Here is a 17,385-nt window from a genome sequence, read left to right as displayed (position 1 = left end):
TGCGGTCTTGGTCGGCAAGATCTTTGGTGGTCTTGACGGCGGCTGTTCGATGAACTGCGCATCGCGCAGTTCATCGACCCCGAGTCCAGCGCTTGCGCTGGTCCGGGTCCAGGGGTGGACAACCCCTGGTGGGGCCTGGGGCAAAGCCCCAGCGCAACGCCTCTGCTAGACGATCTCGCAGGTCAGCTCGGGCGTGAACCCGACCTCGCCTGCGGTGATCGCTACGCGCACGTCGAAGCTCGCGGCGCGGCGCGCGGTCTCCTCGACCATGCCCACGACCCAGAGACGCAACGCGAGCGAGGCTGGCTCGAACTCTGCGATTTGCAGGACGACCTTGCCGCTCTGGCTCGCGCCTACCTTCCATGCGCCGAAGCTGAAGAGCCGCGACCAGATCGAGATGCCGCGGCGGATCGCGATCTGAAGATCCGGCGCGGGTCGGAGCACGCTGCGCACCGTGTTGTGGAGCTCGCCGCCGATCGCGAGACGGCCGAGCGCGCGCCATCGGGAAGGCTCGTGCAGCGAGATCGCGGTCGCGATCTCCATGTACGCGTCGAGCGCTTCGAGGTCGTACGCGACGAGCGCGTTGATCGAGTCGTTGAGGAAATCTTCCGCGTAGCGCTGCGGGAGCTGCGCCACGACCTGCTCGCGCACGCGCGGCCCTGCGTCCTCGGTGAGGGCCTTGTCCACGGCGCGCAGCACGGCGCCGCGCACCTGGTACATCCCCGGGAACCGCGACGCTGCGCGCGGCTGGACGTACCGCGACGGCGGACCTGCGTTCGAAGAGGTCGCCGATGTGTTCGCGGAGCTCGCCGAGGAGGCCGTGCTCCGCGCCACGCCGAGGGGCTTCGGCATCGCCGGAGGCACGAGCGGCTCGACGTTGCGTGGCGAGGCGATGTAGTCGCCGCGCGGCGGAGGCCCGGGATCACTCGTACGGCCTGGGCTCCCCATGCTCGGCACGACACGCGTCGGCGCGTACGGCATCGACGAGGCGCCGGAATCCGTGAAGCTCGTCCGCACGCTGGGCCGGATCGGCGCGGGCACGGGGGGCGGCTCGCGGAGCGGCGTGTTCATGCGATCCGGCTCCGGCAGAATCGTGGCCGGCGGCGGGGGCGGAGGCGCGCCTTGGGATTGCGACACGCTCGCGTGCGCGACGCGTCGATGCAGGTTGATGATCCGGCCGAGCGCCGTCGAGCGCTTCGTCGGATCCGACGAGAACCGATCGAGCTCGCGCGCCACCTCGCCCGCGGTGGCGTAGCGCTTCATCGGATCCTTCTGCAGGAGCTTCGCGACCACGGCTTCGAGCCGCGGATCGACGTGCACGCCTGCCGCGGCGAGCGTGGGCGCTTCGGCGTGCACCACGCGGAATGCCGTCGCCACGGCCGTCGGCGCGCGGAAGGGACGCGTGCCGGTGAGCAGCTCGTAGAGCAGCACACCCACGGCGAAGAGATCACTTCGGCCGTCGATCGGCGCGTCGCCCGTGGCCTGCTCGGGCGAGAGATAGTCGGGCGTCCCGAAGACCACGCCGGTGCGCGTGCGCGGCGAAGGCCCGCTCGAGTCGAGCACTTTCGCGATACCGAAATCCAGAAGCCTTACGACGGCTTGACCTCGCGACACGTCGAACGCGACGAAGACGTTCTCGGGCTTCAGATCACGATGGATGATGCCGACGCGGTGGGCGGCGTCGAGGGCCTCGAGGACGGGGATGCACGTCGCGACCGAGGCGTCGACATCGAAGCGCCCGAGGCGCTGCAGCGCGGAGCCCACGCCCTCGCCTTCGAGGTGCTCCATCACGATGTAGGGGCCCATCTCGCCCACGCCCGCGTCGATCACGTCGACGATGTTCGGGTGGCGGATGCGGTTGACCGCCTGGGCCTCCTGAAAGAAGCGCTGCGCGAGCTCGGTGTTCTCCGACAGCTCGGGGTGGAGGAACTTGATCGCGACCGCGCGGCCGGCGAGCACGTTCTCCGCACGAAAGACGTGGCCCATCCCGCCACCGCCGATGCGCTCTGCAAGGCGGTACTTGTTGTCGACGATCGCGCCGGGGGCGGGAGTTCGAGAAGCCATTCAGCCGGTGGACATGCTCGGATCCAGGGGGACTCGCCTCGGGGTTCGGCCCAAGGCCCCGCCACGAGGGAGAGCCGCTACGATACCCGTCTCCCAGGGCGAAGAGCCACTTCGGATGGTGCCAAGATAGCGAATCTCGGAGAGAGTGGGGGTCTCTTCGTTCCGCCGCCTCCTCCCTGTGCGCCGTTGCTGGTCCATCCCACGTTCCATCCCGCGGATCGCGTGACAAACTTCACATTGATGCGTTGCCGTCCCGCCTTCAACCGGCAGGAACGCGGAGATCCACGAGGGTTGTCGCGAGCTCCGCGAAACCTCGGCCCATGGCAGCTTGGGTCACATACTTCGGCGGAACGGGCAACATGGGCAAGTACGCGCGCACGTTCGCCACGCCGATCGTCGTCGTGAAGGCCGCGAAGGCCGCCGCGTCGTTGCCGCTGTCGCCCACGAACGCGTAGGTCAGCCGCGCGCGGGTCGGGTCCTCCCCGAACGCCGCTTCGAGGAGGCGGAGCGTACCCGTGGCCTTGTCAGCCGGATCAAAGGAGAGGTGCAGGTGCACGCTCGACGCGAGCGTGTGGACGTTGCGCCGCGAGGCCTCCGCGCGCATGGCCGCGACGTCCTCGGCCGGCGCGCGGCAGTGCTCGCCGATGTCGAGGGTCACGTCCGTGAAGCGGGCGCTGTTGTCGTCCGCGAGCGCCACGGTCGGAAAACGCCGGACGAGCTCCTCGGCGAGGGCCCGAAGCTCCGCGCGCCTCGCCCCCGCCGCCGCGAGATCCGCCGGGAACACGAGGCGCAAGCGGGGCGCGCCAAACGGGCGCCGCTCCTTGACGAAGGCCACGGCGCCGTTCTCGGCGATCGCTGCGTCGAGCGGCCACTGCCGCACGAGCACCTCGGCCCAGCCGGCGGGCCGCCCCGTACACGCCACGAGCCGGAGCCCCGCCTCCCGCAGCCGGAAGAGCGACGTATACGCGACCTCCGTGAGCTCGCCGTGCTCGAGCAGCGTGTCGTCCAGATCGAACACGAGCCCGGAGAGGCCACGCGCCTCCTCCGGGCGCATGGCGGCGAGCGCGCGCGGCGCAGCCGAGGGGGACACGCCGGTCACAGCACCTCGAGCCGCGCGATCACGCTCTTCAGATAGAGGCCCTCGGGGAACGCCGCGCTCACCGGATGATCCGCGCCCTGGAAGTGCCGATCGAAGATGACCGCGTGCATGCGCGCCTCCCGCGCGCCGAGGGCGAGCGCGCGCGTCAGGTCGTCGATCGAGACGGCGCTCGAGCACGAGCTGAGCACGAGGATCCCGCCCGCCTTCGTGGCCCGGCAGCCCGCCGAGGCGAGCGCCTTGTACACGCCGAGCGCGCCTTCCTTCGCGCCGCGCGTCGGGGAGAGCTTCGGCGGATCGCAGAGCACGATGTCGAAGCCGCCCTCGGCCGAGGCCCGCGAGAGCGCCTGGCGCGCGTCGTCGCGCTGGAAGTGGATCCGCCCGAGCAGCCCGTTCTTGCGCGCGCACTCCGCGCCGACCTCGATCGCGAGCGCGCTCTCGTCGACCGCGACGACCTCCTTCGCGCCCCCGCGCGCCGCGGCCATCGCGAACGTTCCCACAAAGGAGAACGCGTCGAGCACGCGCCGCCCATGCGCGAGCTGCTCGACCCGCGCCCGGAGCGTGCGCTGATCCAGATAAAACCCCGTCTTCTGCCCGAGCGCGAGCGGGATCTCGTACAGGAGCCCGCGCTCTACGAACGAGAACCGGTCGACGCTCGTATCGCCGCGGACCACCCCCGCGGCCGCCTCGAAGCCTTCCTTCTTCGCGAGCTCGACCGAGGTGCGGTCGACGATCGCGCGCGGCGAGAGCAGCTCGGACAGCGCGTCGAACACGATCCCCTCGCGCCGCTTCACGCCGATCGTGCCGATCTGCACCACGGCCACGTCCCCGAGGACATCAACGACGAGCCCCGGCAGCCCGTCGCCCTCGGCGTGGATCAGCCGGTAGGCCGTGGTCTCGTGGCCCGCGGCGTGGTTCGGCAGGCCGAGATCACGCCGGTGCTGGATCGCGCGTTCGATGCGGCGGCGGAAGAGCGCGCCGTCGACGGGCGCGTCGTCGCGGGTGTAGATGCGGACGGGGATGGCCGACCGGGGGGTGTAGAGGCCGTGGCCCAGGGTCGCGCCGTGGGGGTCGATGACCTTGACCTCGTCGCCGGGGAGGGCGCCGCCTTCGATGCGGGCGATGGCCTGCGCGAAGACCCAGGGGTGTCCGGTCCAGACGGGCCTCACGTGGCCCGGCTTGAGGGTGACGACGGGGATGGGGGACCCTGGCCTACGCCCCTCGGGGCGCGCAGGACTCGGGTCGGGGGCATGGGCGGATCTCGCGCGCGCGTTCATGGGCGTCCCGCTCCCGGGGCGTGTCCGGTCGGAAGAACGAATGCCAAAGCCCCCCTCGGAAGGCATACCGATGGGCGGCTGACTGGGGTATTGTTTTCTGTAGGCAGGCGCTTGGCCACCGTGTGAACCTTTCATCACAGCCCGCCGTGGCGGACGATGCACGCGAGTGCACCGAGATCTCGCGGAAACCGTCTACCGAAGCGTGCTGGCCGATGGCACTCCGGTTGCTAGGCTGCAAGCACAAACGAGGAGTCGTCCCATGCGCCGCTTGACCCCTGCTTTGATCGTGGCTGCCGCTGCTCTGAGCCAACCCGCTGTCGCGTTGGCGGACTGCCCGCCGGGCTCGTGGTTCTGCGCGGATGAGGCACAAGCTCCCGCGCAGCCCCCGCCCGAAGCCGACACGCTCCCGCCTCCGCCGCCCGCCGTCGAGGTGGTCGAAGAAGAGGACGAGGCGCTTCCGCCGCCGCCCGCGCGGACCGCGCCCCAGGTTCGTCGTTCCCAACCACCGGTCGTCATTTATCAACCCGCGCCGCAGCAGCCGCAGGTCGTGCAGCAGCAGCCGGCGCAAACGCAGATCATCATCGTCGCGCCGGGTGCCCGGACGCACGTGGTTCGTCGGCACCACCCGGCGGTCCGCGTCACGCCGCCGCCCGCGCCTCCGCCGCCGGTCCGCGTGATGGCCGCGCCCGCGCGCCTGCGCACGCCGTTCGTGGCGCCCGCGAAGCGCCGCTGGCAGCCCGAGTGGGGTCTCAACCTGCGCCTGCAGGGCCTCTCGATCGGCAGCAGTGATCGTCGCGACAACGGCGAGCAGAGCGCTCATCCCGACGCCGGGATGGGTGGCTTCGGGCTCGGCCTGCGTTATCGCCCCGTGCCCGCGTTTGCCATCGAGGGCTCGTTCGACATCCTCGGCGGGACGGACTACAACGGCTTCGATCGCGTCGAGACCCCGTTCTCGTTGAACGGCATTCTCTACGTGAACCCGCGCAGCCGCGCGCAGTTTTACCTGACCGGCGGCGTGCACTGGTCGAGCGCGACGGTGCAATCGGAGGACGCGGATCCGCGTTTGTCGCCGACCCGCGACGGCAACAACTTCTCCGCCGAGTACAGCTACTTCGGCGGGCAGGGCGGCATCGGCCTCGAGTTCCGCGTCTCGCGCAGGCTCGCGCTCAACATCGACGCGCTCGCGTTCGTCCGCCACCGGACGGACGACAACGCCGAGACGGGCCCGGCCGAGTTCATCGATACGAACACGGGGCGCACGACGAACACCTCCGGCGGCGGCCTCTTCCGCGGCGGCCTGACGTTCTGGTGGTGATGCCCGCGCCGGGTCTCCCGGCGCGCGCCCCTCGCCGCTGCTAGATCTTCCGCACGCGGCCCGGCCCTCTCTGCCGCCGGGCCGCTTCCCCACCATGCAACGACTGCGGCGCCACAAGGCCCTCCTCCTGGCCATCGCCGGGGGAATCCTCTTCGCCCTCACCTCGCCCCCGACCGACCTCTATCCCGCCGTGTTCCTCGGCCTCGCGCTGCTCGCGTGGTCCCTCGAAGACGCGCCGACGGCGTGGCGCGCGTTCGGCCGCGGCGCGGCGTGGGCGACGGCCGCGGGCATCGTGGGCCTCCGCTTCGTGCCGAGCGTGGTGCAGCGCTTCACGCCGCTCGGCTCGGCAAATTCGTACCTCGCGCTCGTCCTCCTCGCCGCCGGGCAATCGCTCATCTGGGCGATCGGCGCGGCCGCGACGCACCTCGTCCATCGCCGCGCGCGCGCGCCGTTCGTCCTCGCGTTTGCCCTCGGCGTGTTCGTCGCGGTCTCGCTCCCCTCGGTCTTCGCGTGGACGCCGGCCGGCCTCGTGAGTCCATGGCCTGCGCTCGTGCAGCTCGCGGACCTCGTCGGGGAGCGTGGCGTGTCCGTGATCTTCGCCGTCTCCGCTGCGTTCCTCGCGCGTGCGCTCCGAGCGATGTTCGCGGAGGACGCGACCTCCATGAAGGCGCGCTTCAGCGCGAAGACCACGGTCCCGCTCGTGATCGCCGCAGCCATCCCCGCGCTGCTCGTGATCCATGGCGCGCTCCGCATCCGCTTTCTCACGACGCAGCCCTCGGTGGCGCGCACGATCCGCGTCGCGCTCCTCAATCAGGCCGTTGGTCCGACGGAGCGCTGGGACCCGAAAAACCACGCGGGGATCCTGCGCGATTTGCGGCGCCTCACGGAGGACGCCGAGGCGGGCGGCGTGGACCTCACGGTCTGGCCCGAGGCAGCCTACCCCTACCCGCTCATGCACGGCACGACGCAGGCGCCGCGCGGGCCACGCGCGGTGCACGGGGACGGCGCGCGCGGACCGATCCTGTTCGGGCTCATCATGCTGGAGAAGCCGACGGCCACGAGCCCCGGCGTCGTGGAGACGAACAGCCGCAACTCCGCGACCCTCGTCCTGCCCGATGGCTCGCTCCAGCCCTCGTACGACAAGCTCGAGTTGCTCTGGTTTGGCGAGACCGTCCCGCTCGGCGGCTACATCCCATGGTTGCGCCGCATCTTCCAGGCGAGCGGCGGCCTCGTGCCGGGCACCGAGCCGACGGCGCTCGTGCTTCCCCACGCGGACGGCCCCGTGCGCATGGGCGTGCTCAACTGCTACGAGGACACGCTCGCCGGTGTCGGCTTGCGGATCACGCGCGCGCTCCAGCCGAACTTGCTCGTCAACGTCACGAACGACGCGTGGTTCGTGGGGACCGCGGAGCCCGAGCTCCACGCGCGGCTCGCGGCCATGCGCGCGATTGAGCATCGCTTGGATCTCGTGCGCGCCGTGAACCTCGGCGTGCTCTCGTGGATCGACGCGCGTGGCGTCGTCGTCGCGCGGGACGCCTCCATGTCGCCCTCCACGCTCGTCGCGACGCCCACGCTGCGCGACGGATCCCTCACGGTCTATGGCCTTCTCGGGGACAAGCCGCTCGGCTTTGTCTTCGTGGCCGCGATCGCCGCGTTCGCCTGGCGATCTCGTCGTGAGGCGCGTTCGAAAAACGAAACCGGCGCGAGCGATGAAGCTCGCGCCGGCTCCGGCGAAACGGAAACGTAAACCGAAGATTCGGTTACGCGCCCACCTGATCCTTGAGACCCTTGACCGGCGTCGCGCGGACCTTGCGGCTCGCGGGCTTGCCCTTGATGGTCATGGGCTCCTTCGTGAACGGATTGACACCCTGACGATCGGCGGTGGCGGGCGTCGCCTTCGCCTTGAGCTTGACGAGCCCCGGGATCGTGATTTCGCCCGGACCATCCGATCCGAGTTGCTTGGCCACGAGCGCCGAGAGCGCGTCGAGGACGCTACCCACGGCCTTCTTGTCGAGGCTGGTGCTCTCGGCGAGAGCGGCCGTGATCTGGGCTTTCGTCAGCTTGCTAAGAGGCATCCTGCCCTCCTCTTGGATCGCCGCCCGATATCGGTGACGACCCCATGAAATGGCTCTGTCCGAGCACGTCCTGGACGCGAGCGGGCGACCGTTTAACAGGCGAAGAGTGGCCTCGCAAGGCAAAATCTCGGGAACGTCACCGGGGGGTGCCGGTGGTCCGCGCGCTCGCCACCGCTTCGAGCTCCCGTGTCCGCGCCGTCATCTCGCGATCCTCGGCCGCCGTCCGGTGGTCGTACCCGACGAGGTGCAAGAGGCCGTGCGCGAGGAGCATCGTGAGCTCCGCGAGCAGCGGACGACCTTGATCCGCGGCCTGCCGCCGCGCCGTGTCGATCGAGAGGATCACGTCCCCGAGAGGCCCTTCGTGGGGCCATCCCGCGCCGATCTCCGCGCCCTTCGCTCCCTTCGGCTTCCACCCGGGGGGACGCTCGTGCAGCGGAAAAGAAAGGACGTCCGTGGGTTTGTCCTTGTGCCGGTACGAACGATTCAGCTCGTGGATCGTCCCGTCGTCCACGAGCGCGATGCTGAGCTCGACCGCCATGAGGCCGAGGTGATCGAGCATCTTGCCGGCGCGGCGACGGAGCACCACGGGCGAGGCGCCTTCGAACGGCCCGCCCCGCGTCGCGACCTCCACCACGTTCGGCGCAGGCACGGGCGGGGCGGGTTTGCCCTTCTTCTTCGTCGCCACGGCTACGACTGCGGGATCTTCTTCGCGTCCGCGAGGAACTGCGCGAGGCCGAGGTCGGTGAGCGGGTGCTTGAGGAGCTGCTTGATCACCTTGAGCGGCAGCGTCGCCACGTGCGCGCCGATCATCGCCGCCTGCACGAAGTGCACCGGGTGGCGCACGCTCGCGGTGAGGACCTCGGTCTTGAACTCGTAGTTCCGGTAGATCTGCACGATCTGCTGGATGAGGTCCATGCCGTCGCCCGAGATGTCGTCGATCCGACCGACGAACGGCGAGATGTACGTCGCGCCCGCCTTCGCCGCGAGCAGCGCCTGCGACGCGGAGAAGCAGAGCGTCACGTTCGTCTTGATCCCCTCGGCTGTGAAGACACGGACCGCCTTCAGGCCCTCGTCGATGAGCGGGACCTTGACCACGACGTTCTTGTGAATCCGCGCGAGCTCCCGGCCTTCGCGCAGGATCTCCTGGGCCTCGACGCCGACGACCTCGGCCGAAATGGGGCCGTCGACCACCTCGCAGATCTCCGCGATGGCCACCTTCGTGGGCTTGCCCCCCTTCGCGAGGAGCGAGGGGTTGGTCGTCACGCCGTCGACGACGCCCATCGCCTGCGCCTCTTTGATCTCCGCGATGTCACCCGAGTCGATGAAGATCTTCATGCACGCTCTCCGGCGAGGTGCTTAGCGCGCGCGGCGCGGCGCGTCGATAGTGGAGCGAGGGTCACCGCGCCGCCCACGACGGCTGCGTCGATCAGGCGTGACGAACGCGTGACGCCGTTCGTCAGGACGCGCGGACGAGCAGCCGAGCCGCTCATCTTCGCGTAAGATGCGAGCATGAGACCGCCGCGCTTCACCCGTCCCTCGCTCTTTCTTTGCACGATGGCCCTGACGCTCCCACTCGCCGCGATCGCGGCCGGGTGTGCCGAAGGGGGCACCAGCATGACCACGACGAGCAGCAGCAGCGCGGGCCCAGGCGGGGCCGGCGGGCAAGGCGGCGTCGGCGGACAAGGGGGACAGGGCGGCGTCGCGGGCGAGGGCGGTCAGGGCGGCGCTGGAGGGCAAGGCGGTCAGGGCGGCGCTGGAGGCAGCGGCGGCGCGCCGAGCGGCGTCGTGATCGAGTGTCCGGGCGCTCCGCTCACGCCGCCGCCTCAGGGCACGTGTGCGGTCGTGAAGCAGGGGACCTCGGGCACGATCTTCCGCGGCACCGTGCTCGCGCCCGATCAGACGTTCCACCGCGGCGAGCTCGCGCTCGACACGACGGGCAGCATCGCCTGCGTCGACTGCGATTGCAGCGCCTCGCCCGCCGCGGCCGATCCCACGATCATCGAGTGCGCGGACGGCGTCATCTCGCCGGGGCTCATCAACGCGCACGATCACATCGGCTTCGCGAACAACCCGCCGAAGACGCACGACGGCGTCCGCTACACGCACCGCCATCAGTGGCGGAAGGGCGCGCCGGGGCTGCCGAAGATCTCGGTGAACGGCGGCGCGAGCGGCGACGTGGTGCGGTTCGCGGAGCTGCGCTTCGTGATGAGCGGCGCGACGTCGACGCTCGGCGCGGGCGGCCAGGCCGGCCTGCTCCGCAACCTCGACGTGCAGGGCCGGATGGAGGGCCTGCCGATCCCGCCCGCGGACTCCGACACGTTCCCGCTCGGCGACAGCGGCGGCCTCATGCTCGAGTCGGGCTGCAACTACCCCTCGCCCACGGCCGCCACGGCCATCGCCGACCTCGAAGCGTATGTGCCGCACGTCAGCGAGGGCATCGACAAGGCCGCGCACAATGAGATCACTTGCCAGATCTCGGGCGCGAACGACATCGTCCAGCCGCAGACGGCCATCGTGCACGCGATCGGCTTCAACGCCGACGACTTCGCCGAGATGCGCAAGGACTTCAGCACGGTCGTCTGGTCGCCGCGCTCGAACATCGATCTCTACGGCAACACCGCGAGCGTCACGCTGCTCGACACGCTCGGCGTGCCGATCGCGCTCGGCACCGACTGGGTGGCCTCGGGCTCGATGAACCTGCTTCGCGAGCTGCGCTGCGCGGACGAGCTCAACACGCTCCACTACGACGGCCATTTCTCCGACCTGGAGCTCTGGCGCATGGTCACCACGAACGCCGCGCTCGCCGCGGGCGCGGGGGACATCGTCGGCATGCTGAAGCCCGGCTACGCCGCCGACATCACGATCTTCGACGGCAAGGATCGCAAGGATCACCGCGCCGTGATCGGCGCCGGGGTCGAGGACGTCGTGCTCGTCCTGCGCGGCGGCAAGGCGCTCTACGGCGACGACAAGCTCGTGATCGATCCGGCCTTCGGGGGCTCGAACTGCGAGCCCTTGCCCGTCTGCGGGAGGGACAAGCGCGCGTGCGTCGCGAAGGACCTGAACGGCATCACGCTGAACCAGATCCGCACGGCCGGCGAGGCGTTCTACCCGCTCTTCTTCTGCAACGACGTGACGCCCAACATCGAGCCGAGCTGCGTCCCCTGGCGCACCGAGTACGCGAACGGCATCACGGCCGAGGACGACGACGGCGACGGCATCGCGAACGACGTCGACAACTGCCCCAAGGTCTTCAACCCGATCCGGCCGCTCGATCAGGGCGCGCAGGCCGACATCGACGGCGACAAGATCGGCGACGTCTGCGACGCGTGCCCCTTCGACGCGAACGACGGCTGCACGTCGCTCGACGCGAACGACATCGACGCCGACGGCGTGCCGAACGGCAGCGACAACTGCCCCGAAGCGGCGAACAGCGACCAGGCCGACGCGGACGCGGACGGGCACGGCGACGTGTGTGATCCGTGCGCCGAGCCGAACTTCGGCACGCCGCTCTGCCCGCCCAAGCCCATGCTCATCGAGGTGATCCGCAACCCGGCGCACCCCGAGCACCCAGCCGCGGGCTCGGCCGTCACGATCAAGGACGTCTTCGTCACGGCCCTCCGCCCGAACACGGGCAACAGCCGCGGCTTCTACGTACAGGATGCGTCGCTGAAGCCCTTCAGCGGCATCTTCGTCTTCACGGGCAGCACGGCGCCGCAGGTCCAGGTCGGCAACCGCGTCAGCATCACGGGCGAGTACGAGGAGTACTTCGGCCTCGGCGAGATCACGACGCCGATCGTGACCGTCGACGAAGCGAGCACGACGCTGCCCTTTGGCCCGATCGACGTCGCGGATCCCGCCACCATCGCGACGAACGGCATGTTCGCCGAGGGCTACGAGTCGATGCTCGTGCGCGTGGTGAACGTGGCGATCACGGTCGTAAACTCGGACGGACCGGCCGGCGACTACGACGAGTTCACGGTCACCGGCAACCTGCGCATCGACGACCAGATCACCGACGCGGCGCTGAACATGGGCCTGAACAACACGTGCGCGGTGGGATCGAAGTTCACCTCGATCACCGGCGTCCACGGCTACTCGTTCAACCACTTCAAGCTCATGCCGCGCAGCAAGAGCGACGTCGTGTTCGTCGACTGCGATCCGTTCGTCCCCTGAACGGTCCGCCCCCGCGAGGGGGACGCACGCCGCGTCCCCCTCCCCTTCCCCTCTCGTTTCAGCTCAAAGGTTCGTCGCGATCGCCACGCCGACGAGGTTCGCCCCGCCGACGACCATGGGCGTCGTGAACGCGCCGTTCTGCAGGCGCGCATGGTGCGCCTTGCCGGTCGTGTCCACGTAGACGAGCTCGGCCTCCGCGTCCCCCGCGCCGAGCGCGAGCGCGGGCCTTCCCATCGCCTTCAACGCGAGGTTTTCCACGGCCGAGAAGGCCACGCCGTCGAAGCGCGCCCAATGCAGGTTCCCCGTGGCGACCTCGCGGTAGGCGAGCAGCGCCCCGCCCGAGGGCAACGCGAGCAGCGCGAGATCCGTGGACTTCGCGCCCGTGATCTCGACCGGCGTCGTGCTCCACGTCCCGCCCTCGCGCGTGAGGAACACGAGCTGCTTGTCGTTCGCGCGCGTGAAGACGAGGACGAGCTCGGGACCTTGCGCCGACGTGAGCGCCGCGATCGCGGGCGTGGTGTCGTCGACGTCGAACGCCGCGAGGTGCTGGGTTGCCGCTTCCCACACGCCGGCCGCGCGGCGCTGCGTGTAGAGGTTCGGGTCGCCCCACCCGTCGTTCGTGATCACGGGATCCATCCCGAGCACGGTGATCGCCGCGGCCGCATCTCCCAGGCTGTACGTGTCGACTCCGACCTTCACCTCTTCGTTCGTCGGGGCGAACCCGCTTGCGGGCGTGTACGCCGCGTACCAGTAGCGGTTGTTGGTCACGTCCTGGTAGACGATGTGCGCCGCGGCGCTCGACGCCGCGATCCCGGGCGTGGCCCGCGTAGTCACGTTCGCCCCCACGTTCGTCACGAGCCCGAAGCCACCCGCCTCGGTCCACGTCGACGCGCGGATCCGATCCTTCGTCACGCCTTCGCTGCTGTGCAGGAGCGCGACGCCGGCCTTCTGGCCGGGGAGGATCACGAACGCCGGCGGATCGGCGCTCTTCTCGCTCACGGCCGTCTCCATCGTCCAGCCGTCCTTCGACTGGAACCGCTTCGTGACGCCGCCCTGCGTACCGGTCGCGAACATCACGAGCATCGGGCACGCGGGGCAACCGGCCACGTCGCAGCTCCCGGGCAAGCCGGGTTCCACGGGACAACCGCCGCCCATGCCGCCGCTCCCGCCACCGGCGCCGCCGCTCCCGCCGCCGACGCCGCCCGTGCCGCCTCCGCCGATCCCGCCTGCGCCGCCGCTGCCCGAGCTCGACGACGTCGTCATGCCGCCGCTGCTGCTGCTCGACGATCCTGCCTCGCCGACCTGCGCGTCGTCGATCGGACAACCGGAGAGCGCGACGCCGAGCAGCGCGAGCGTGAGCCCTTGCGAGTGCCCCTTCGCCATCGTCAGAAAGCTCCCTGGAGCACGAGCCCGCCGTCGCCGCGCCCGACGTACGGCACGACGTGCAGGCTCTGCGCTTGCGGCTTCTTCTGCGAGAGCCCGCGCGCGATGCCGACCACCGCCGCGCCGATGCCCACCGCGCCGACCGCCGTCAGGCCCACGAAGAGGTAAAAGCTCCGGTCCTTGCGCGTGTTGTCATCGTCGGGCCGGTACGGTTTCGTGGGATCACAAATGGGCGGCGTACCTGGGCAGTTCGCCTGGATCCTCTCCTCGGCCGCCATCTGATCGAAGCGGAAGTACACGCCGGCGCCGACCGCCGCGAGCCCGAGCCCGCCCGCGACGAACGCCCAGGCCGGCACGCCGCCCGAGGCCGGGGGCGGCTTGGGTTTGTCCGTGGGCGGCGAGGCCGGTGTTTTCGCGACCGCGACGGCGGGCACGAGCGCGAGCTCCACCCTCGCCTTCTGGCCTTCCGCGAGCTCGATGTTTCTTTCGATCGTCTCGAATCCCGGCGCACTCGCCTCGAACATGTGTTTGCCCGGATCGAGCGGGATCGTCTCGCCGAGCGCCGCAAGTGGCAGGCGGATGCCGTCGCGCACGACCTCGAGCCCCTCGGGCCGCGCGTTCACCACGAGCTCCACGTGCGCGAGGCGCGGCTCGATCTCCGCGATCCCGTCCTTCGCCACCTGTTCGAGCTGCTTCTTGCGCTCCTCGCCGAGCGTGTCCTGGTTGAGCTGCACCGCGCGGCGGTAGTCGACGAGCGCCTGCGTCAGCTTGCCCTCGTGCTCGCGGCATTTCGCGATGTTGATCAGCGTGCTCGCCGCGGGGTTCAGCTCCATGCTCGCCTCGAACTTCGCGCAGCCCTCGGCCCAGTTGCCGTCGGTCACGAGCTTGCGCCCGCTCAGGTAGAGCGCCTCGGCCGCCGCGGGATCCCGAGGGTTGTCCTCACCGAGCGCGCGCCCGGGGCACACCGAGACGATCAAAAGCGCGGAGACGGCGAACGCGTGCTTCCGCGTCGCCGAGATCGGACGTTCAATATTCATCGAGCGGATTTTTCCCCTTGGGTGGGGTCTTCGACGTGCCGGTGCCCGCGGGCTTGCCACGGCTCCACCCGCTGGTCGAGGGGAGCGGAGAGGCGGGTTTGTCCGAGGACGCGGCCGATGCGACGGGCGTGGCCGACGACGACGAGGGCAGAGGCTCCCCAGCCGGCGCGGCCGACGCGGAGGCCACAGGCTCGGGGATCGTGGTCGGCTCGGCGCTGGAGAGCGCCGCGGGGACGACGGCCGCGGGCGCCGGGGACGAGGACGTGGGCCCGGGCGTCGGCGTCGGCGCCATGGTGGGCGAGGGCAAGGGCAAAGCTGCGCGCGACCCGCCTTTGGGCCAGAACGCGAGCGCGGCGCCGACCGCGCCCACACCCGCAAAGAGCAGCACGAGCGCGAAGAGGGGCGTGACCGACGAGCGCCGCCTGGACCGCGGCTCCGCCGGCGAGCTCAGCGGCTCGCCGCTCGAACGGGTCAGCGCCGGCGCCGAAGGGTCCGCGCCGGGCGAGGTCGACTCGGGCGGCGGCTCCAGCGACGAAGGCAGGGGGGACGGCCCGCTCGCCTCGATGGCCGCGACGTACGCGGGGACGGGCGGCGCGGTCGCGGTGATCACGCCGTCGGCCGGCGGCGGCTGGGAGAGCGGCAGCTCGCGCGCCGGTTCGAGCACGATCGAGGGCAGCACCGCGCGCGTGCCGGGCGGCGGGGTCGAGGCCGCGGGCGGTTTGACGTCGAAGGCCTCCGCGAGCGCCGCGACCATGGCCACCGAGCCGTCGAACCGCGTGCTCGTGTCGAGCGCAGTGGCCCGGGAGAACCAGCCGTCGAATGCGGGGGGCAAGCTCACCCCGAGCTCCTTCGCGCGCTCGCTCGACGGCACCTGCGCGCCGCGCGCCACCAGCATCAGGTAGGGATAAAGCCCCTGGGCGGATTTGCGCTCGCGCGCCCAGTACGGCTTTCCGACGAGCATCGTGAACGCGATGTGGGCGAGCGAGTACCGATCGACATGGGGCCCGATGGCGTCCCCGGCAATTTGCTCGGGAGCCATGTAGAGCGGCGAACCGACGCTCTTCGTCGTGTTTGAGCTTCCCGTTCCGTCGGCCACGATTTTCGCCACGCCGAAATCGAGGATCTTGAGGCGCGGCGAACCATCGTCCCGGCGCGTCAGGAAGAGGTTCTCGGGCTTCAAATCGCGGTGGATGATGCCGGCGGCGTGCGTGCGATCGAGCGCGAGCGCGGCCTGGTGCAGGAGCGTGACGACCTCCTCGGGCGGCAGGCGCTTGCGCACCTTGAGCAGGGCGCCGATCTCCTCGCCCTTGAGGAGTTCCATCACGATGAACGGCATGCCGGTCGCTTCGTCCACGCCGGCGTCGAGCGTCTCGACGATGTGCTCGCTCTCGATCCCGGCCGCGATCTTGGCTTCGAGCTCGAAGCGGGCGCGCATCTCGGGGTCGCTCACGAGGCTCGGCAGCATCACCTTCAACGCGCGGCGTCGCTCGGTGTTCTTCTGCAAGACCTCGTACACCGCGCCCATGCCGCCGGCCTTGATGCAGCGCACGACCTCGTAGGCCCCGTGAAAGAGGGCGCCCGTCGCGAGGACGGCGATGTCCGCGTCTCGATCCCCGGCCATGGCCCCCCGAGGGTAGCAAAACGTCCCTCCTTTGGGCTCCTTTCCGACGACAAGAGCAAGATCCAACCCGATTGCTGCGTCGCAACAAATTTCGAGCGAAGCCTATGATCGTGATGCCAAACACTTATAGACCGAAGTGGCACACGCGTTTTCCAGGGGGCGTGACCAAGGCTATCGTCGTGGGCGTCGCGGGTGCTGGCTCGCGAAAGGAGAAATATGTCGCGCGTGCGGCCGCTCGTGGACCTACGAACGATGATCGAGCTCGGGCGCTGGCTCGGCCCCTGGACAGACGGGCAGGCCGCGCCCCACGACGTCACGCGCGAAGAGCTCTCCCTCGAAGGTCGCCGCGCCGGGGAGCGAGGTTTTTCGGCCTTCGTGTATCGATCCCGGCGCCAAACGCCGGTGGGCTCGCTCCTGCTCGTGCCGGGCCTCCATTACCTCGGCCCGCTCGATCCGCGGATGGATCGCTTCGCGCGGATCCTCGCAACCGCGGGCCTCACGGTGCTCGCGCCGCGCCTGCCCGATTTCACCTCGCTCGTGCTCGGCGAAGGCGTCTTCGACGACCTCTCGCGCGCCTTTTCGGCGCTGCTCGCGCTCCCGGGCCGCCCGCCGGGTCGGCCGGGCGTCTTCAGCATTTCGTTCGGATCACTCCCTTCGCTTTGGCTCGCGGCGCGCTCGCGCCTCGCCTCCGAGGTGGGAACCTTGATCGTCTTCGGCGGATATGCCGATTTCGGGGACACGCTGCGATTCTGCATTCACGGTCGCCCCGGCGCGGCGCACGACCCGCTGAACCGCCCGGTCGTGTTCATGAACCTCCTGCCCTGGCTCCACGACAAACCCGACGATCCGGCCCCGCTCGTCGCCGCCTTGCGGAAATACGTGGAAGCGACGTGGGGGCGGCCCGAAATGAAGGTCGACGGGAAATGGCAAGTCATTGCGCGGGCGGTCGCGGACGAGCTCGCGCCAGCGCATCAGCCCTTGTTTTACGCCGCGACGGGCGTCTCGGGCGACACGAAGGCGCTCGTCGACGCGGCGCTCGGCCGATCGGGCGACGCGTTCACGTGGCTCGATCCCGGCCCGCTGCTCGGGGACATCCGCTGCCCCGTGCATTTCATCCACGGCGCGGACGACGACGTGATCCCATACGAACAAGCGTTCGCCCTGGCCAAACGCCTGCCCGCGGGCGTTTGTCAGGGCATTCACGTGACGGGGCTGTACGGGCATACGCACAAGGCGGACGCGGGGACGACGCTGCGCGGCGTGCCGGCGCTCGTGCGGGAAGGGGCGACGCTTTTGAAGATGCTGTCGGCCGTGGCGCGATGTGGGCGCGGTTGACGAATCGAA

The 17,385-nt window shown here is 70.2% G+C and carries 14 protein-coding genes; 4 read left to right on the top strand and 10 right to left on the bottom strand.

Annotation, left to right across the window (positions count from 1 at the left end; genetic code table 11):
* Positions 1 to 165 precede the first annotated feature (165 nt).
* From QHF89_RS07205 to QHF89_RS07195, 3 genes are all read right to left on the bottom strand, one after another.
* Positions 166 to 2,064 carry a serine/threonine-protein kinase gene (locus tag QHF89_RS07205; RefSeq protein ID WP_136929434.1) on the bottom strand — a complete coding sequence of 633 codons (1,899 nt, stop codon included), beginning with the start codon at positions 2,062 to 2,064 and terminating at the stop codon, positions 166 to 168.
* 259 nt (positions 2,065 to 2,323) lie between these two features.
* Positions 2,324 to 3,154 (bottom strand): HAD-IIB family hydrolase, encoded by an 831-nt coding sequence (locus tag QHF89_RS07200; protein ID WP_284720185.1) that lies wholly within the window; start codon positions 3,152 to 3,154, stop codon positions 2,324 to 2,326.
* A gap of 5 nt (positions 3,155 to 3,159) precedes the next feature.
* Positions 3,160 to 4,437 (bottom strand): class I SAM-dependent rRNA methyltransferase, encoded by a 1,278-nt coding sequence (locus tag QHF89_RS07195; RefSeq protein WP_136929433.1) that lies wholly within the window; start codon positions 4,435 to 4,437, stop codon positions 3,160 to 3,162.
* A gap of 259 nt (positions 4,438 to 4,696) precedes the next feature.
* Here QHF89_RS07195 and QHF89_RS07190 point away from each other — a divergent pair, with 259 nt between their 5' ends.
* Both QHF89_RS07190 and lnt read left to right on the top strand, forming a co-directional pair.
* Positions 4,697 to 5,752 carry an outer membrane beta-barrel protein gene (locus tag QHF89_RS07190; RefSeq protein ID WP_136965821.1) on the top strand — a complete coding sequence of 352 codons (1,056 nt, stop codon included), beginning with the start codon at positions 4,697 to 4,699 and terminating at the stop codon, positions 5,750 to 5,752.
* 94 nt (positions 5,753 to 5,846) lie between these two features.
* A complete protein-coding gene (gene lnt / locus QHF89_RS07185) occupies positions 5,847 to 7,499 on the top strand; it encodes an apolipoprotein N-acyltransferase (RefSeq protein WP_136965822.1) in 1,653 nt (550 codons plus the stop codon).
* A gap of 13 nt (positions 7,500 to 7,512) precedes the next feature.
* Here lnt and QHF89_RS07180 read toward each other — a convergent pair whose 3' ends face one another.
* The 4 genes from QHF89_RS07180 to QHF89_RS07165 form a co-directional block, all read right to left on the bottom strand.
* Complete coding sequence (locus QHF89_RS07180) at positions 7,513 to 7,827, bottom strand: HU family DNA-binding protein (protein ID WP_136929430.1); 315 nt, start codon at positions 7,825 to 7,827, stop codon at positions 7,513 to 7,515.
* Between the two features lie 136 nt (positions 7,828 to 7,963).
* Positions 7,964 to 8,512 carry an rRNA maturation RNase YbeY gene (gene ybeY, locus QHF89_RS07175; protein WP_284720184.1) on the bottom strand — a complete coding sequence of 183 codons (549 nt, stop codon included), beginning with the start codon at positions 8,510 to 8,512 and terminating at the stop codon, positions 7,964 to 7,966.
* 2 nt (positions 8,513 to 8,514) lie between these two features.
* Complete coding sequence (fsa, locus tag QHF89_RS07170) at positions 8,515 to 9,162, bottom strand: fructose-6-phosphate aldolase (protein ID WP_136929429.1); 648 nt, start codon at positions 9,160 to 9,162, stop codon at positions 8,515 to 8,517.
* Positions 9,159 to 9,338 carry a hypothetical protein gene (locus QHF89_RS07165; protein ID WP_136965823.1) on the bottom strand — a complete coding sequence of 60 codons (180 nt, stop codon included), beginning with the start codon at positions 9,336 to 9,338 and terminating at the stop codon, positions 9,159 to 9,161. Before QHF89_RS07165 ends, fsa begins: the two co-directional genes overlap by 4 nt.
* On the opposite strand from QHF89_RS07165, the gene QHF89_RS07160 reads away from it, so the two are divergent.
* Positions 9,337 to 12,000, top strand: coding sequence for an amidohydrolase family protein (locus QHF89_RS07160; protein WP_136965824.1), 2,664 nt, complete (start codon positions 9,337 to 9,339; stop codon positions 11,998 to 12,000). The genes QHF89_RS07165 and QHF89_RS07160 overlap by 2 nt on opposite strands.
* 63 nt (positions 12,001 to 12,063) lie before the next feature.
* On the opposite strand, the gene QHF89_RS07155 is transcribed toward QHF89_RS07160, so the two are convergent.
* Genes QHF89_RS07155 through QHF89_RS07145 form a run of 3 tightly spaced genes read right to left on the bottom strand, consistent with a single transcriptional unit; the run spans position 12,064 to position 16,041 of the window.
* Positions 12,064 to 13,383 carry a hypothetical protein gene (locus tag QHF89_RS07155; protein WP_136965825.1) on the bottom strand — a complete coding sequence of 440 codons (1,320 nt, stop codon included), beginning with the start codon at positions 13,381 to 13,383 and terminating at the stop codon, positions 12,064 to 12,066.
* A gap of 2 nt (positions 13,384 to 13,385) precedes the next feature.
* Positions 13,386 to 14,420: a PEGA domain-containing protein gene (locus QHF89_RS07150; RefSeq protein ID WP_136965826.1), complete on the bottom strand. Its 1,035-nt coding sequence runs from the start codon at positions 14,418 to 14,420 to the stop codon at positions 13,386 to 13,388.
* Positions 14,410 to 16,041 carry a serine/threonine protein kinase gene (locus QHF89_RS07145; protein WP_136965827.1) on the bottom strand — a complete coding sequence of 544 codons (1,632 nt, stop codon included), beginning with the start codon at positions 16,039 to 16,041 and terminating at the stop codon, positions 14,410 to 14,412. The genes QHF89_RS07150 and QHF89_RS07145 overlap by 11 nt, the downstream gene beginning before the upstream one ends.
* A gap of 216 nt (positions 16,042 to 16,257) precedes the next feature.
* On the opposite strand from QHF89_RS07145, the gene QHF89_RS07140 reads away from it, so the two are divergent.
* A complete protein-coding gene (locus tag QHF89_RS07140) occupies positions 16,258 to 17,376 on the top strand; it encodes an alpha/beta hydrolase (RefSeq protein ID WP_136965828.1) in 1,119 nt (372 codons plus the stop codon).
* Positions 17,377 to 17,385: the final 9 nt, after the last annotated feature.

The sequence above is a fragment of the Polyangium sorediatum genome, assembly GCF_029946465.1.
In the GTDB taxonomy this organism is placed as follows: Bacteria; Myxococcota_A; Polyangia; order Polyangiales; family Polyangiaceae; genus Polyangium; species Polyangium fumosum.
Note: the sequence above shows the minus strand (reverse complement) of the source record. Positions and strands in the feature narration are given on the sequence as shown.

Bases quoted from the DNA above. Each gene is read 5' to 3' on its own strand.
- QHF89_RS07205 (WP_136929434.1), bottom strand. From the start codon at position 2,064: ATGGCTTCTCGAACTCCCGCCCCCGGCGCGATCGTCGACAACAAGTAC.
- QHF89_RS07195 (WP_136929433.1), bottom strand. From the start codon at position 4,437: ATGAACGCGCGCGCGAGATCCGCCCATGCCCCCGACCCGAGTCCTGCG.
- QHF89_RS07190 (WP_136965821.1), top strand. From the start codon at position 4,697: ATGCGCCGCTTGACCCCTGCTTTGATCGTGGCTGCCGCTGCTCTGAGC.
- lnt (WP_136965822.1), top strand. From the start codon at position 5,847: ATGCAACGACTGCGGCGCCACAAGGCCCTCCTCCTGGCCATCGCCGGG.
- QHF89_RS07180 (WP_136929430.1), bottom strand. From the start codon at position 7,827: ATGCCTCTTAGCAAGCTGACGAAAGCCCAGATCACGGCCGCTCTCGCC.
- fsa (WP_136929429.1), bottom strand. From the start codon at position 9,162: ATGAAGATCTTCATCGACTCGGGTGACATCGCGGAGATCAAAGAGGCG.
- QHF89_RS07160 (WP_136965824.1), top strand. From the start codon at position 9,337: ATGAGACCGCCGCGCTTCACCCGTCCCTCGCTCTTTCTTTGCACGATG.
- QHF89_RS07165 (WP_136965823.1), bottom strand. From the start codon at position 9,338: ATGCTCGCATCTTACGCGAAGATGAGCGGCTCGGCTGCTCGTCCGCGC.
- QHF89_RS07155 (WP_136965825.1), bottom strand. From the start codon at position 13,383: ATGGCGAAGGGGCACTCGCAAGGGCTCACGCTCGCGCTGCTCGGCGTC.
- QHF89_RS07150 (WP_136965826.1), bottom strand. From the start codon at position 14,420: ATGAATATTGAACGTCCGATCTCGGCGACGCGGAAGCACGCGTTCGCC.
- QHF89_RS07145 (WP_136965827.1), bottom strand. From the start codon at position 16,041: ATGGCCGGGGATCGAGACGCGGACATCGCCGTCCTCGCGACGGGCGCC.
- QHF89_RS07140 (WP_136965828.1), top strand. From the start codon at position 16,258: ATGTCGCGCGTGCGGCCGCTCGTGGACCTACGAACGATGATCGAGCTC.